Source organism: Rodentibacter genomosp. 1, assembly GCF_001999285.1.
GTDB lineage: Bacteria > Pseudomonadota > Gammaproteobacteria > Enterobacterales > Pasteurellaceae > Rodentibacter.
In genome coordinates this window covers 20,620-35,083 of sequence record NZ_MLHN01000003.1, presented here as the reverse complement: position 1 = coordinate 35,083, position 14,464 = coordinate 20,620, and the positions used below count along the sequence as shown (strand labels likewise).

14 protein-coding genes are annotated in these 14,464 nt (G+C 38.6%); 10 read left to right on the top strand and 4 right to left on the bottom strand.

The features are described 5' to 3' along the window. Positions 1–29 precede the first annotated feature (29 nt). Positions 30–239 (top strand): cold shock domain-containing protein CspD, encoded by a 210-nt coding sequence (cspD, locus tag BKK54_RS01570; RefSeq protein WP_077415855.1) that lies wholly within the window; start codon positions 30–32, stop codon positions 237–239. 86 nt (positions 240–325) lie between these two features. Here cspD and matP read toward each other — a convergent pair whose 3' ends face one another. Continuing rightward, positions 326–772, bottom strand: coding sequence for a macrodomain Ter protein MatP (gene matP / locus BKK54_RS01565; protein WP_077540855.1), 447 nt, complete (start codon positions 770–772; stop codon positions 326–328). 128 nt (positions 773–900) lie between these two features. Between matP and BKK54_RS01560 the strand changes: the two genes are divergently transcribed. The 6 genes from BKK54_RS01560 (at position 901) to BKK54_RS01535 (ending at position 8,174) form a co-directional block, all read left to right on the top strand. Next, the gene (locus BKK54_RS01560) at positions 901–2,664 is read left to right on the top strand and encodes an AAA family ATPase (RefSeq protein ID WP_077540853.1); all 1,764 of its coding nucleotides are present in this window, start codon (positions 901–903) and stop codon (positions 2,662–2,664) included. Positions 2,665–2,896: 232 nt separating this feature from the next. After that, positions 2,897–3,430: a bifunctional 3-hydroxydecanoyl-ACP dehydratase/trans-2-decenoyl-ACP isomerase gene (gene fabA / locus BKK54_RS01555; protein WP_077540851.1), complete on the top strand. Its 534-nt coding sequence runs from the start codon at positions 2,897–2,899 to the stop codon at positions 3,428–3,430. Positions 3,431–3,633: 203 nt separating this feature from the next. After that, positions 3,634–5,229, top strand: coding sequence for a lactate permease LctP family transporter (locus tag BKK54_RS01550; protein ID WP_077540849.1), 1,596 nt, complete (start codon positions 3,634–3,636; stop codon positions 5,227–5,229). A gap of 97 nt (positions 5,230–5,326) precedes the next feature. Next, positions 5,327–6,058 (top strand): (Fe-S)-binding protein, encoded by a 732-nt coding sequence (locus BKK54_RS01545; RefSeq protein ID WP_077540847.1) that lies wholly within the window; start codon positions 5,327–5,329, stop codon positions 6,056–6,058. A gap of 1 nt (position 6,059) precedes the next feature. After that, positions 6,060–7,466, top strand: a complete 1,407-nt coding sequence (locus BKK54_RS01540) for a LutB/LldF family L-lactate oxidation iron-sulfur protein (protein WP_077540845.1) — start codon at positions 6,060–6,062, stop codon at positions 7,464–7,466. Positions 7,467–7,472: 6 nt separating this feature from the next. Continuing rightward, positions 7,473–8,174: a LutC/YkgG family protein gene (locus BKK54_RS01535; RefSeq protein WP_077540842.1), complete on the top strand. Its 702-nt coding sequence runs from the start codon at positions 7,473–7,475 to the stop codon at positions 8,172–8,174. Between the two features lie 82 nt (positions 8,175–8,256). On the opposite strand, the gene ybaK is transcribed toward BKK54_RS01535, so the two are convergent. Then, the gene (gene ybaK, locus BKK54_RS01530) at positions 8,257–8,736 is read right to left on the bottom strand and encodes a Cys-tRNA(Pro) deacylase (protein ID WP_077540840.1); all 480 of its coding nucleotides are present in this window, start codon (positions 8,734–8,736) and stop codon (positions 8,257–8,259) included. A 57-nt stretch (positions 8,737–8,793) separates the two neighbouring features. Here ybaK and BKK54_RS01525 point away from each other — a divergent pair, with 57 nt between their 5' ends. The 3 genes from BKK54_RS01525 to BKK54_RS01515 are packed head-to-tail and all read left to right on the top strand — an operon-like array spanning position 8,794 to position 11,472. Further along, entirely contained in the window at positions 8,794–9,747 is a 954-nt protein-coding gene (locus BKK54_RS01525; RefSeq protein WP_077540838.1) for an oxidoreductase, read from the top strand. Between the two features lie 16 nt (positions 9,748–9,763). Beyond that, positions 9,764–11,059, top strand: coding sequence for an NCS2 family permease (locus BKK54_RS01520; RefSeq protein ID WP_244153083.1), 1,296 nt, complete (start codon positions 9,764–9,766; stop codon positions 11,057–11,059). Between the two features lie 56 nt (positions 11,060–11,115). Further along, on the top strand, positions 11,116–11,472 hold the full coding sequence (locus BKK54_RS01515; protein ID WP_077540834.1) for a DsrE/DsrF/TusD sulfur relay family protein: 357 nt from the start codon (positions 11,116–11,118) through the stop codon (positions 11,470–11,472). A 32-nt stretch (positions 11,473–11,504) separates the two neighbouring features. Here the strand turns inward: BKK54_RS01515 and BKK54_RS01510 are convergent, their stop codons facing one another. Beyond that, positions 11,505–11,699, bottom strand: coding sequence for a YnbE family lipoprotein (locus tag BKK54_RS01510; RefSeq protein ID WP_077540832.1), 195 nt, complete (start codon positions 11,697–11,699; stop codon positions 11,505–11,507). Beyond that, positions 11,683–14,418 carry a YdbH family protein gene (locus BKK54_RS01505; RefSeq protein ID WP_077540830.1) on the bottom strand — a complete coding sequence of 912 codons (2,736 nt, stop codon included), beginning with the start codon at positions 14,416–14,418 and terminating at the stop codon, positions 11,683–11,685. Before BKK54_RS01505 ends, BKK54_RS01510 begins: the two co-directional genes overlap by 17 nt. Positions 14,419–14,464: the final 46 nt, after the last annotated feature.

The following is a 14,464-nucleotide window of genomic DNA, read 5'->3' as shown; positions in this document are numbered from 1 at the left end:
TATAGGCGAAGCCTAAGAGGTCTATTATTATGGAAATTGGTGTTGTTAAATGGTTTAATAATGCAAAAGGATTTGGTTTTATTTCCGCAGAAGGTGTGGAAGCTGATATCTTTGCACATTACTCTGTGATTGAAATGGACGGCTATCGTTCATTAAAAGCCGGGCAAAAAGTGCAATTTGAAGTTATCCACGGTGATAAAGGATCTCACGCCACAAAAATCATTCCTGTCGTGGAATAAAGAAGAGTGTGAATTAAAGTCACACTCTTAAATTTTCTCTATTTAGTCTAACTTAAAAGACAAGCCTTACCACCTTGTCTTTTTTATTATTTTAATAAATTTTTAAGACTGTTTTTCATCGCCGACATTTGGCTTTCATACAGCGCTTTACTCTCACGTTCATCAATCATATAACTAATCGTTTCTGAGAGTGTCATATCCATTTTTCGTGAATACTTTGAAAGACGTAGCCAAACGGCATATTCCAAGTCAATTGACTTCTTCTTGGTTGATTGCTTTTCTGCATTGAAGAAACGTTTTCGCCTTGCACGAATAGCTTGATCCAACTTGATTGGCAATGATAAAGAGAGATGTTGTTTGATCCAAGCCTCAATTTTTTCCGGATAATTTTGACTTTCAAGTAATATTGTGACAACGGATTCTTGCAAGCTCTTTTCTTCGTAACGGGTAATGTTTTCCCCTTCTCGATATTTACGAATCAGATAGAGCCATTTCCAGTTAGCTTCTTGATTTTCCAGTTTTTGATATTTCATCGTTATAGTCGCTTAGTGACGTGGTAACTCGAATAATATACGTGTTTTATCACAAATTTTCCAGCTAATTTTTATAATGAATATAAATATGAGATAATGCAGTCAGTTTTACTAATGAGAATCCAACAGTGAATTCATCTTTTTTTCAAGAGCAATCCCTGTCTTGGGATGTGTTACAACCGCAATTAGCGATCATCGACCCCCCAGTACAATCTTTTGATTTTTGGACGTTACAGCCGGTAGCTCAAAAGGCTCTTTCCTTGTTTTTGAATCATCCAACTCGTTCCTTAATGATGCTAAAAGCTGATGATAAAGCGGATTATTCTGAGTTATTAGTGCCTGTTATTAGGCAAATTCTTCCCCAAGAACGGTCAATTTTTGGCGTGAATTATCGCGTGGAACAGGGGGATTCTTTCTCATTTCCTCGAATTGATCTAGAGCCGGCAACATCCTTGGAAGATAACTTTGCCAGTGCAGGGGAGGTACTAAGTGCATTGTATTGTGATCAGTTTCAACTTTTTGGCAATGTAAAAATACACCCAAGATCGCAAGATATTCAGCTTACTTCGGGGCTTATTCATCAGGCAAACGGTGGCGTGTTGATTCTGAATGCCTCAACTTTATTGGCTCAGTTTGATTTATGGCAACGTTTAAAACATATTCTACAAACTAAGCGATTTGACTGGTACTCAGCACACCCTTACAAATCCCTACCATGTGATATTCCGAGCTATTCACTCAATACGAAAGTGATCGTGCTTGGTAATCGTACAGAACTTGCTACGCTCGGCGAATTGGACGAGGATTTATACCATTTTGCAGATTATGCCGAAATTGAAAGTTATCTTTCTATGGCGGGGGTAAATGAACAAAAAAATTGGGCAGGTTATGTTCAGCATCTTGCAAAAGAAAGTGGGTTAACATTAGATTTTTCTTCATTTAACAAGTTATATCAGCTTTTAGTAAGGGAAAGTGAAAGCCGCTTTTTAATTAATTCTTCCCCTGCGGTATTGAAAAATATGTTGTTAAATGCAGTGACATTTTCACAAAAAAACGCCTTAAGTGCGGTTGATTTTGAAAGGTTTTTTCTACAACAAACAAGGCAACAGGGTTTCTTAAGAGAACAAACCTATGCTGATATTCTCAATGAGCAAGTTTATGTGGAAACAGATGGGGAAATCGTGGGGCAAATTAATGGTTTGTCTGTCATTGAGTATCCGGGGACACCGGTGAAATTTGGTGAACCTTCACGTATTAGTTGTATTGTACAATTTGGTGAGGGGGAAGTGGTTGATGTGGAACGTAAAAATGAGCTTGCGGGTAATTTACACAGTAAAGGCATGATGATTGCTCAAGCTTGTTTATCTAATATTTTGGAATTTCCGTCACAGTTACCTTTCTCGGCTTCTTTGGTGTTTGAACAATCCTATGGTGAAATTGACGGTGATAGTGCGTCACTTGCTATTTTCTGTGTGCTTGTGAGTGCCTTGGCGGATTTACCTTTACCGCAACATATTGCAATGACAGGTGCGATTGACCAATTTGGGTTGATTCATGCAGTTGGCGGCGTGAATGACAAAATTGAAGGTTTTTTTGCAATTTGCCAGCGGCGGGGCCTAACAGGTAAACAAGGGGTGATTATTCCCACTACAACCATTCAGCAACTTAGTCTTTCTGATGAAGTAGTAAGTGCGGTCAAAAATGGGGAGTTTTTCATTTTTCCGGTAGAAGATATTTATCAAGCCTGTGAATTGGTTTTTCAGCGTGATTTAATTGGGGAGACTAAAAGCTATGAAGATAGTAAAATCCCGATTTCTCGTTTAATTCAACAACGTATAGATTTTCGTGCTGAGCCAACAAAGAAAAGTCTGTTTAATTTTTTTCGATTTTAGGGGCGATGGGCGCTTTTACCGACAACAAAGATAAACACTAAGTCTAAATTTTTATGATTTTTTAAGAGCAAACAATGGTTTGCTCTCATTTTTTGTATTTTATAATTTATTGATTTTAGACTGCTCTGACTAGTTCAGCTAACACTCGTTTTCTATTTACACTTATTTTTATTCCCTCTAGAATGCTATTTATCGGTGATTTGGTGAATTTAAACAATATTAAGGAATAAAAATGCAAAACGCTTGTACACTAAATAAGAAGGAAAGTTATAATTACGAAGATTTACTTGCCTCAGGTCGTGGAGAGTTATTTGGCTCAGAAGGACCACAGCTTCCTGCACCAACAATGTTGATGATGGATCGTATTGTCAATATGACAGAATTTGGTGGTATTTTTGACAAAGGTTATATTGAAGCGGAGTTAGATATTCATCCTAAGCTTCCTTTTTTTAATTGTCATTTTATTGGTGATCCTGTTATGCCGGGCTGTTTAGGCTTAGATGCCATGTGGCAGCTTGTTGGTTTCTTTCTTGGTTGGATTGGTGGAAAAGGGAAAGGGCGTGCATTAGGTGTGGGAGAAGTGAAGTTTACCGGTCAAATTTTGCCAACAGCGAAGAAAGTTATTTATCGTATTAATATGAAGCGTGTGATTAACCGCAAATTAGTTATGGGAATGGCAGATGGTGAGGTTGAAGTGGATGGACGAGTGATCTACACTGCAACGGATCTGAAAGTTGGGTTATTCCAAGACACATCGAATTTTTAATCTCATTCAGACTTGTATCTTATATGTTAATAACTCGTTATGAGTAGATTTTTATGTTTTGATGCTAAGCACATATTTTTACATTAAAAATCAAATTTAAAAATGTGACGAATTTCACAAAATTTCAACATTTTGCTTTTTTTGTTTAATACTTTTCTCTAAAATCGCCAAAGATTTTTATTTGTTATTTTAGAGGGGGGCTTATGGCTCTATTTTTAAGTATTTTTCCAATTGTTCTACTCATTTATTTAATGGTAAAGCGTAATGCTTTACCTTCTTACCTTGCTCTACCTTGGATCGCAGTTGTTGTTCTAATTATTCAATTAATCTTTTTTGGTACAGATATTAGTATTGTGAGTGCGAATATTGCATCAGCATTGGTGGCAGTTCAAACACCTATCACTGTCATTTTTGGTGCAATTTTATTTAATCGTTTCTCTGAAGTGTCTGGGGCGACAGATACTTTACGTAAATGGCTAGGGAGTATTAATCCTAATCCAGTAGCACAAATTATGATTATTGGATGGGCGTTTGCGTTTATGATTGAGGGCGCAAGTGGATTTGGTACGCCAGCTGCAATTGCAGCTCCAATATTAGTAGGCTTAGGTTTTCCTCCGTTACGGGTTGCGATGTTGGCGTTAGTGATGAACTCTGTGCCGGTTTCATTTGGTGCGGTAGGAACACCGACTTGGTTTGGATTTGGTCCTTTGCAATTGGCAGAGGCTCAAATTTTAGAAATCGGTTCAATGACATCCTTAATTCATGCTTTTGCAGCATTAGTCATTCCGCTGATGGCATTAAGTTTAATTGTCAGTTGGAGTGAAATTCGTAAAAACCTTATTTTTATTTATATCAGTGTGTTTGCTTGTGTGATCCCATATATGTTGTTGGCGCAAGTAAACTACGAGTTTCCATCTTTAGTCGGTGGTGCAATTGGTTTATTTGTCTCCGTTATTGTTGCGAATAAAGGGATTGGATTGTCTAAAGTAGAAAATACTTTGGATAGCTCTTCGGTTTCTTTTGGCCAAGTGGCAAAAGCGTTGTTTCCAACCGGTATGCTTATCGTTATTTTAATTGTTACACGTATTCAACAATTACCGTTTAAATCAATGATGAATGATGCGACATCTTGGTTTAGTGCACAACTCGGTTCTCTCGGTTTATTTGATGTAAGTTATGGCTTGATTTTCAGCTTGAAAAACATTTTTGGTACATCAATTAATGCGAGTTATAAGCTGCTTTATGTTCCGGCATTAATCCCGTTTGTCGTCACTGTATTAATTGCTGTGCCGGTGTTTGCTTTATCTATGTCAAAAACAAAAGATATTTTTGTGACGAGTTTTAAACAAACTAAGAATCCGTTTTTTGCATTAGTTGGTGCATTGGTTATGGTGAATTTAATGCTAGTAGGTGGTGATAATTCAATGGTTAAAATCATTGGTCAAAGTTTTGCCCACGCAACAGGTGAATATTGGACATTGTTTGCCTCTTATTTAGGGGCGGTTGGTGCATTTTTCTCAGGTTCAAACACCGTGTCTAATTTAACTTTCGGTAGTGTTCAGCTTTCAACTGCTGAATTAACAGGGCTTTCTGCCTCTTTAATTCTTGCCTTACAATCTGTTGGTGGTGCAATGGGTAATATGGTGTGTATTAATAATATTGTTGCAGTGAGTTCAGTATTGAATATTGATAAACAGGAAGGCACAATCATTAAGAAAACCGTGGTGCCAATGATCGTTTACGGTATTATTGCTGCTTTAGTAGCACTCTTTATTATCCCGATGTTCTATGTGGTATAATACGAATTAATAGGGATTAAAAGAACAAGCGGTTGTGTTTGTGGTATATTTAAAACATTCCGCTTGTTTTTATTTATGTTTTCTATACGGAGTGATTATGAATGTTAATTTTTATGTAACCTGTATTGCGGATGTCGTCAAAGCAGGTGTGGCTAAAAACACCGTTTTATTACTGGAAAAATTAGGATGTCAGGTTATTTTTCTAGAAAAGCAAAGTTGTTGCGGGCAACCGGCATTAAATAGTGGTTATACAAAACAAGCCTTGCCGGGGATGAAAAATTTAGTGGAAACATTTGAAGTGAATGATTATCCCATTGTCGCTCCGGCAGGATCTTGTGTTTCGGCGATTAAGCATTATGCGGAATATTTTGAACAATTCGGTGAATTGCAATGGGCAAAGCGAGCCGAAAAAGTTGCAAAACGCTTTTATGATTTAACAGATTTTATCGTTAATGTATTAGGTATCACCGATGTTGGTGCAAGCCTACCGGGAAAAGCTGTTTACCATCCTTCTTGTAGCCTTTTCCGTAAGTTAGGTATTGTTAATGAACCTTTAACCTTACTAAAAAATGTGAAAGGTTTAGAGCTATTACCGATTAAAAACCAACAAACTTGTTGTGGTTTTGGCGGAACCTTCTCAGTCAAAATGGCTGAAATCTCGGGGGAAATGGTAACGGAAAAAGTCGATCATATTGTAGAAGTTGAACCGGATTATTTGATCGGTGCTGATGTAAGCTGCTTACTTAATATTGGTGGGCGTTTAAGCAGAGAAGGAAAAAATATTAAAGTTATGCATATTGCTGAAGTATTGATGCAGGAGGAAAAATAAAATGTCGTTAAAAACGAGTAATCTTGCTTTCAAAAAACGTGTGGATAATCAAATTCACAATGAGGTGATGCGAAAAGCCGTCGTAAAAGCACAAGAAACGATAGGTGCTAATCGTCAAAAAATGGTAGATGAATTGGGACATTGGGAAGAATGGCGGGATTTGTCTAAACAAATTCGTAATCATGTTTTAGCCAATTTAGATGCTTATCTTTATCAGCTAAGTGAAAAAGTACAGCAAAATGGCGGAAAGGTTTATTTTGCTGAAACTGCAGAAGAAGCGACCGCTTATATTCGTCAAATTGCACTAGAAAAGCAGGCGAAAAAGATTGTCAAGTCAAAATCCATGGTAACAGAAGAAATCGGTTTGAATGATGTTTTAGAGAAGGAAGGAATAAAAGTCGTTGAAACAGATTTAGGTGAATATTTATTACAAATCGTAGGTGATAAACCCTCTCATATTGTTGTTCCCGCAATACACAAAGATCGTTATAAGATCCGTCAGGAATTACACGAACAATTGGGCTATAATGGATCCGAAACACCGGAAGAAATGACCGCTTTTATTCGTCAGGTAATCCGTAAAGACTTCTTAGAAGCTGATATTGGTATTAGTGGGTGTAATTTTGCCGTAGCGGAAACCGGCTCTGTTTGTTTAGTGACCAATGAAGGGAATTTACGTTTAGCAACAACGGTGCCTAAAACCCATATTGCCGTCATGGGGATGGAACGATTAGCACCGACGTTTAAAGAAGTGGATGTTCTCATCACTATGTTAGCTCGCAGTGCGGTAGGCGCTAAATTAACAGCTTATAACACATGGCTTACAGGTCCCCGTCTAGAAGGTGAAACAGATGGACCGGAAGAGTTCCATTTAGTTATTGTTGATAATGGCCGCTCTAAAATTTTAGAAAGTGAATTTAAAGAAGTATTGCGTTGTATTCGTTGCGGTGCATGTTTAAATACTTGTCCTGCATATCGCCAAATTGGCGGGCATGGCTATGGTTCGATTTACCCAGGGCCAATTGGCTCCGTCGTTTCACCGTTATTAGGTGGATATGAGGAATTTAAAGAATTGCCTTATGCTTGTTCTTTGTGTACGGCTTGTAATTCAGTGTGTCCGGTTAAAATTCCACTTGCTCAGCTTATTTTGAAGCATCGTGAACATATGGCACAAACGGGTATTACCCCTGCAGCGGAACGTCTGTCTATTTTTGGTTTTACCTTTGCTAATGCTCATCCCTCAGTTTGGAAGGTCGGGGTTAATGTTGGTGCGAAGGTGGCAGGGAAATTGATCAAAAACGGTAAGGTGCCGGTGCAAATGGGGGCTTTAGCTGAATGGACAAAAGCACGTGATTTACCTACACCGGAAGGTCAAAGTTTCCGTGAATGGTTTAAAAATAGAGGATAAGCAAAGATGGATTTACAAAATCGTGAACAGTTTCTAACTAAATTAGCGAAACGAATGGGGAAATCAACTTGGCAAACTTCACCGGAACCTATGCCGGCGTTAGTGAATGATTATCCGATGACACGTTTAACAGAGCTTAGTCAAGAACAACTATGCAACGAGTTTATTAACTTTGCCAAAGTTATGATGGCTGATGTGGTTGTGGCGAAAGAAAATGCTGTTCCACAAGCGGTTATTGAAATTTGTGAAAAATATGGTGGTGGGCAAATTATTTTGAATAATGACGCACGCCTTGTGGCATTAGGGGTAATATCAGCTATTCAAGGCAAGTATGATCACCATATTTGGGATGAGATGAAGAGCGAAAGTAATATTCAATATGCTGAACAAGCGAATATTGGTATTGTTTACGCTGAGTATGGGCTTGCCGAATCTGGTGGTATTGTATTGTTTTCTGATAAACAGTTTGGGCGTTCAGTGAGTTTATTGCCGGAAAAATCCATTGTTGTCGTACGTAAAAGTTGTGTATTACCAAGAGTTGCACAGTTAGCAAAAATTTTGGATGATAAAGCGAAGCAAGGGGAACGAATGCCATCTTGTGTCAATATTATTTCAGGGCCAAGTGCCACAGCAGATATTGAATTAATTAAAGTTGTTGGCGTACACGGCCCGGTCTCTAAAATTTATTTAGTTATTGATGACCTTTGATTATCTAAAAAAGCTTACCCTTGGGTAAGCTTTTTATCATCTTGAATATGGGATAAAGGTTGTCAAAAAGTTGAACAAAATATTAAGGCTCATCCACAATATCGGTAAACTCAGCACCTAGCAATTTTGCAAGATCCGTTGCCGCCAATTCCACGCTTAGGCCTCGTTTTCCACCGGATACATAAATACTATCAAAGGTAAGTGCGGTCGAATTTATCACTGTTTTTAGGCGTTTCTTTTGTCCAATAGGACTAATCCCTCCCACTAAATATCCTGTACTTTTTTGTGCGAAATCTTTATCCGCCATCTCCACTTTTTTTACCCCTATAGCTTTCGCTGCTTTTTTTAGGCTTAGCATATTGGCTGTCGGTAAAACAAAACAGGCGAGTTTCTTTTGATCACCGTTCTCAGTCACAAGTAATGTTTTGAAAGAACGATGAGGATCAATACCTAGTTTTTCTGCTGCTTCATCACCAAAGTGAGTATTGTTGGGATCGTGATCATAAGTGTGAAGAATAAAAGGAATTTTCTGTTTTTTAAGTAAATCAATTGCGGGTGTCATTTTATTTCTAGCCCTTTTTTTGTAGAATGGTCTGCTTATTTTATAGCGGAGAAAAAAATGGATGCAAGCCTAAATATTGCCATTGCGGCAGAATTTGAATTGTGCGAAAGAATTGTTGAGGCTCTTGAAGAAAGTGAACTCAATATTGCTAAAGTTACTGTGGTTGAAATTTATCCTTTTGAAGAAGAACAAGGAATTCGCTTTAAAAATAAAAGCGTTACTCAGTGTTCATCAAAGGAAATGGATTGGGGCGAATTGGATTATCTCTTTTTCGCAGGCAATATTGAACAAGTATCCCATATCGTAGAGGCAGCGGAACAGGGATGCGTAGTGATTGATATGAAAGGGATATGTAGCACACTTTCTGATGTACCCGTTGTCGTGCCAAGCATTAATGAGGAAAACCTTATTGAATTAAGACAACGTAATATTGTTAGTTTGCCGGATCCTCAGGTGAGTCAACTTGCTTTGGCAATTCACCCTGTATTACAAACATCTCATCTCACAAAAATCTTCACGACATCTTTACTTCCAGCCTCTTACCAAAACATTGAGACTGTCACAAAACTGGCGGGGCAAACCGCCCGATTATTAAATGGCATTCCGTTGGAGGAGGGAGAGACCCGTTTAGCGTTCGATGTTTATCCACAAAGTACGTTATCATTATCACAACAATTTCAAAAAATTTTCCCTCAATTAGAGGCAGTGGTATTTCATGCTGTTCAAGCCCCTGTATTCTATGGGATGGCTCAAAAAGTGAGCGTGCTTTCAGATTATGAGATAGATTTTCAACCTCAAGAGAATGAATTCGTACAATATCATGAACATTTTATTACTCCGGTTATGACTGCTGAGATTGAAAGTGAGATTTCCCATGTGAAACTCCATATTAGCCGATTAAGTGCGGTTGAAAATGGGATTGAATTTTGGACTGTTGCAGATGAGCAACGTTTTAATCTTGCCCATCTTTCTGTGAAATTATTAGAAGCAATTTATCATCAAGGTTATTAATTTTTAAGGAATGATTATGTTAGAACGACTTTTCAAATTGCGTGAAAAAGGCTCAAGCACAAGAACCGAGATTATTGCCGGTATTACCACCTTTTTTACCATGGTTTATATTGTTTTTGTGAATCCTTCAATTTTGGGCGATGCGGGGATGGATAAACAGGTTGTGTTTGTGACGACTTGTTTGATCGCCGGCATTGGTACGATGGCAATGGGACTATTCAGTAATCTGCCTATCGCGCTTGCGCCGGCAATGGGGCTTAATGCCTTTTTTGCTTATGTCGTAGTAGGTAAATTAGGCTACTCATGGGAAATTGGAATGGGGACGATTTTCTGGGGCTCGGTGGGATTATTGGTGCTCACCCTGTTTCAAGTGCGTTATTGGTTAATGGCGTCTATCCCGTTGAGTATTCGTGTGGGAATTGGCGCGGGGATTGGCTTCTTTATTGCATTGATTGGTTTTAAAAATATGGGACTTGTGGTAGCAAATCCTGCCACATTAGTGGCATTAGGTGATTTGCATGATCCTAAGGTGCTACTTGGTGTACTGGGATTTTTTATTATCGTGGTATTAGCTGCCCGCAATATTTTTTCCGGCGTATTGATTTCTATTGCAGTCGTTACGGGGCTTGCACTTTGGTTGGATGATACGGTGATGTTCCACGGTATTATTTCTATGCCGCCTGCATTAGATACAGTGGTGGGTAAAGTGGATATTGGCGGAGCCTTAGACACGGCATTGCTCGGTATTATTTTTTCATTTTTATTAGTTAATTTATTCGACTCTTCCGGCACTTTATTAGGCGTGACGGACAAGGCCGGAATCAGCGATGAGAAAGGACGTTTCCCCAAAATGAAACAAGCCTTACTGGTGGATAGTGTGAGTGCGGTGGGCGGTTCATATATCGGTACTTCCGCAATTAGTACTTATATCGAAAGTGGCGCAGGGGTCTCCGTGGGCGGACGCACAGGTTTAACGGCAGTAACCGTCGGCGTGTTATTTTTATTGACGATTTTCTTCTCTCCACTTACTGCCGTTGTGCCAACTTATGCGACTGCCGGCGCATTGGTCTATGTGGGTATTTTAATGGCATCCAGCCTCATTCGTGTGTCATGGGATGATTTAACAGAAGCAACGCCGGCATTTATTACCGCAGCGATGATGCCTTTCACTTATTCCATCACGGAGGGGATCGCCTTTGGTTTTATCAGCTATTGTATTATGAAAGCCTGCACCGGCCGCATTAAAGAAATCAATGCACCTGTTTGGGTCGTATCGCTTTTATTTATTGCGAAATTTGTTTGGGTAGGTTAATGACAGGGCGAGCCTAAGGTTCGCCCTTTTTATATTCAAAGAAAAAAGGACATATTATGCAAAATATTCTTTTCATCATTCATTCCTCGCCTTATGGGGACGAACATTTTTTTAGTGCATTACGTTTGGCATTACAATTACAGGAACAGCATAAAAGTGCGGTCAATTTAAAGCTGTTTTTAATGTCGGATGCGGTGAACGGGGGGCTGGCAAAACAAAATCCGGCGGAAGGGTATCATTTACAGCAAATGCTGGAAATTTTAACGGTTCAAGGGGTAACCGTAAAACTTTGTAAAACCTGTACTAATGCACGTGGTATCACCGAATTACCTTTAGCGGAGGGGGTCGAAATCGGTACTCTCGTTGAGTTAGCGGATTGGACTGTTGAGGCGGATAAAGTGTTAAATTTTTAATCAATATGAATGGCTTACATGATGTAAGCCATTTATTTTTTCTCTGATACGGCTTTAGCCTTTTCATCCATCGTGACATTAATATTGTGATCCACCACCACATTCATATTAATGGTGATCCCTTCTTTTGGTGTATCAAGTTGAATAGTCGGTATGCAACCTGCCAATAGGTTAAGGGAAAATAAAGCAACAAAAAAGTGCGGTCGATTTTTAAGGTGTTTTTTCATGTTCTAAATTTTGATAAAGCCGATATTGTAAATTTTGTTCAAACTGAGCGCCGTAGTCAATCATATTCCATAATTCAAACATATTTTCTTGGTGATGATAATTTAATGTAATTGGGTGATGTGTTGCTTTGTTGACATTGAAACCTTTGATTGTTGCGCTCAAATTCATTTGTCCGTTAGAGGTAAGATTAAGACTGGCATGGGAATGGTCAAGTTCCATTTCTTTTAATAAATCCACGATAATACTTTCGGTCCAGCCACCTTTTTTTAATCCCTTTGCCACTTCATCATTTAATTTAATACGCATTTTACCGCTTTGTTGCAATGTACCATTGCAAATAAGACAGGTGTGATTCTTTAACCAAAAAGGCAATGTCGCATTTATCCGTCCTTCTAAATGGATTTGGTTATATTGTGCCATCGCCATAACCCGACTGAGATCAATGTGATGTAATTTGAGCGTAGCCATTTCACTTTGAGGGAAATTAAGTTTATCTAATGTTACCTCACCATCAAATAATCCGATTCTCACCTTACTCAAGGTAAGCGGTTTTAGTTTAGAATACGGATAAGTACCGGATAAATGAAATACAACGTCATTCAGGAATAATGCGCCTTTACGCATATTGTGAACAGAAACCTTAATGGGGTTTTTTGTTGAATTTTGTAAAAGATTATTCTGATAATTTAGCGGAAAATGAATGTCTAAATCCTCAATTTCCCCATCAGGAAAAGAAAGTCCGACCTTATAAAGTTGCAGATTCCCCTTCATCGCAATTCCTTCGTGATCGATATTAAAATTGCCTATGCCTTTAATGTGACCATGATGAATTAACCAGCCCCACTGTTGAGGAAAAAGGGATTGGAATACGTTTACCGATTGTTTTTTCCAGCTAATTTTTCCTTTTAGTGTTTGATTTTCATAGTGGGCAAGTAAGTCGATAGGACCAAGGGTGCCGGCCTTTAAATCTCCGGCAATATTAAAACGTTCTATACTTTCCCCATCAACACCGACACTAAAAATAGGCTTGGTAAAATGTCCGCCGTAATCAAAGGTAATCCACGCACTTTTGACTTGTAATAAACCTCGAATGTGTTCTTTCTCATAATCCCAACGTAGTCGATCTTTCAGCTCTAGAAAAAGTGGTGCCATTTTTATACCGTTAGTTTGTATTTTATTTGAAGAAGCTGTGAGTTGATTTAATTCAATATGGCTGCCTTGCCAAAAACCAGTACCTTGTAGATTCACCGACGTTTTTAAGGTTTTCCAATAGGCCTTGCCTTGAATCGTCCAATCCCAGCGGTTATTGGCATTGCTTTCCGCATTGTGTAATTTATGTTGTGGATCACGTAGTTCAAAAACGGTTTTGATCCCCGCAATAAATTCATCGGCTTGCCCGTCCAGCTTCACATCAATATCAGAAAATTGTGGTGTGAAACCTTGTAATGTTGCCAATAATCGACCATCTAACCCATATTTACTGATTTGTACATTATCTAAAGGTAAACGCATATGAATACTTGAACCTTGTTGCTGATTATCCATTTTAAAAAGAGATCCCGTATTGAAACGAAGTAAAGGGTCATTAAATGAGCCACCGAGATGATAGCTTAAATTCGTGTGTGCAACCGTATTGTTATAGCGTAAATCACCGCGCGTTTTTAAATTAAAATGGATCTGATCTTGTTTTTCTCCACCACCAATTTCGCCATTTTCCCCAGAAATCACTATCTCGCCTTTACCATACTCACCAAAAGTTTGTACGATGATATTGGTATCAATCCCAAGGGGAAACCAGCCTTTTTGTGGTGTACGTAAGGACAAGCCTAAAAATCCTTTAATAGGTTGATAACCGTCAAAGGTCCAATAAAACGTTCCCCAAGAAATTTCCAGTCCGTTCCGAGTAAAAATAAATGGCACATCCAATAATGGCGATTTTCTTGTGAGATCTTGCGCCTTGATGACGCCATTTTCGCCTTCCCAAGACAATGTTGCTTCGCCGTTATTGACGGAAAAATGAGGGGTTTGCCATGTTAAGGTCATTTCTCCTTTTGGCTGTATTTGTAGAATCTCATCATTTAATTGAAGGTTAAAATCGGATTGATAAGATTGATTCTGTTCCGGTTGATAATTGATTTTTCCTTGCCAAATAAAGTGATTATCCTGAGGGGAAAGAGTAGATTGATGATGTAATGTTAATCCTTTGTCATTTTGAGCGGATAAATTCAGCTGAAATTGATCCTGGTGACGATTTACCATTGCGGAAATATTGGCATTGAGAATGTCCTGCAAAACGGGGGGAATAAGATGGTTACCATTTGAAACTTGAAATTGCTTAATATTAATTTCAAAGCTCGGTATTGTCGCAAAAAGTGCGGTCAATTTTATCGGTGTTTTATCATGGCTACTGGGTATAGTTTGAATACAAGCATAATCGACCACGGCATTTTCAACCGATAAATGGGGTGAAAACCAATCGGTGAGCTGAATATCACGTAGCTTTGCCAGCGTACATTTTCCTGAATTGACTTGCAAAGTAGGGAGTGTTAATGCTTCACTGTTTATTGCCCAATCATCGGATAATTGCACAGAATAATTTGGCGTAAGGAAATAATTTACCACCCGTTCAATTTGTTTTGGCGTGATCAACCAAGGTAAAGAAATTGTTCCGATTAAAAGTATCAACGCCAATAAGGCACAACAGCGACCTTTTCGCATATTTCCCCAATTATCCTGTTTTTGTAGCGGCCTATTGTAACGAAAT

Excerpts from the sequence above, each read along its gene's own strand:
- BKK54_RS01515 (WP_077540834.1), top strand. The coding sequence starts at position 11,116 with ATGCAAAATATTCTTTTCATCATTCATTCCTCGCCTTATGGGGACGAA.
- ybaK (WP_077540840.1), bottom strand. The coding sequence starts at position 8,736 with ATGACACCCGCAATTGATTTACTTAAAAAACAGAAAATTCCTTTTATT.
- BKK54_RS01535 (WP_077540842.1), top strand. The coding sequence starts at position 7,473 with ATGGATTTACAAAATCGTGAACAGTTTCTAACTAAATTAGCGAAACGA.
- matP (WP_077540855.1), bottom strand. The coding sequence starts at position 772 with ATGAAATATCAAAAACTGGAAAATCAAGAAGCTAACTGGAAATGGCTC.
- BKK54_RS01550 (WP_077540849.1), top strand. The coding sequence starts at position 3,634 with ATGGCTCTATTTTTAAGTATTTTTCCAATTGTTCTACTCATTTATTTA.
- BKK54_RS01525 (WP_077540838.1), top strand. The coding sequence starts at position 8,794 with ATGGATGCAAGCCTAAATATTGCCATTGCGGCAGAATTTGAATTGTGC.
- BKK54_RS01505 (WP_077540830.1), bottom strand. The coding sequence starts at position 14,418 with ATGCGAAAAGGTCGCTGTTGTGCCTTATTGGCGTTGATACTTTTAATC.
- BKK54_RS01520 (WP_244153083.1), top strand. The coding sequence starts at position 9,764 with ATGTTAGAACGACTTTTCAAATTGCGTGAAAAAGGCTCAAGCACAAGA.
- cspD (WP_077415855.1), top strand. The coding sequence starts at position 30 with ATGGAAATTGGTGTTGTTAAATGGTTTAATAATGCAAAAGGATTTGGT.
- BKK54_RS01545 (WP_077540847.1), top strand. The coding sequence starts at position 5,327 with ATGAATGTTAATTTTTATGTAACCTGTATTGCGGATGTCGTCAAAGCA.
- BKK54_RS01540 (WP_077540845.1), top strand. The coding sequence starts at position 6,060 with ATGTCGTTAAAAACGAGTAATCTTGCTTTCAAAAAACGTGTGGATAAT.
- BKK54_RS01510 (WP_077540832.1), bottom strand. The coding sequence starts at position 11,699 with ATGAAAAAACACCTTAAAAATCGACCGCACTTTTTTGTTGCTTTATTT.
- fabA (WP_077540851.1), top strand. The coding sequence starts at position 2,897 with ATGCAAAACGCTTGTACACTAAATAAGAAGGAAAGTTATAATTACGAA.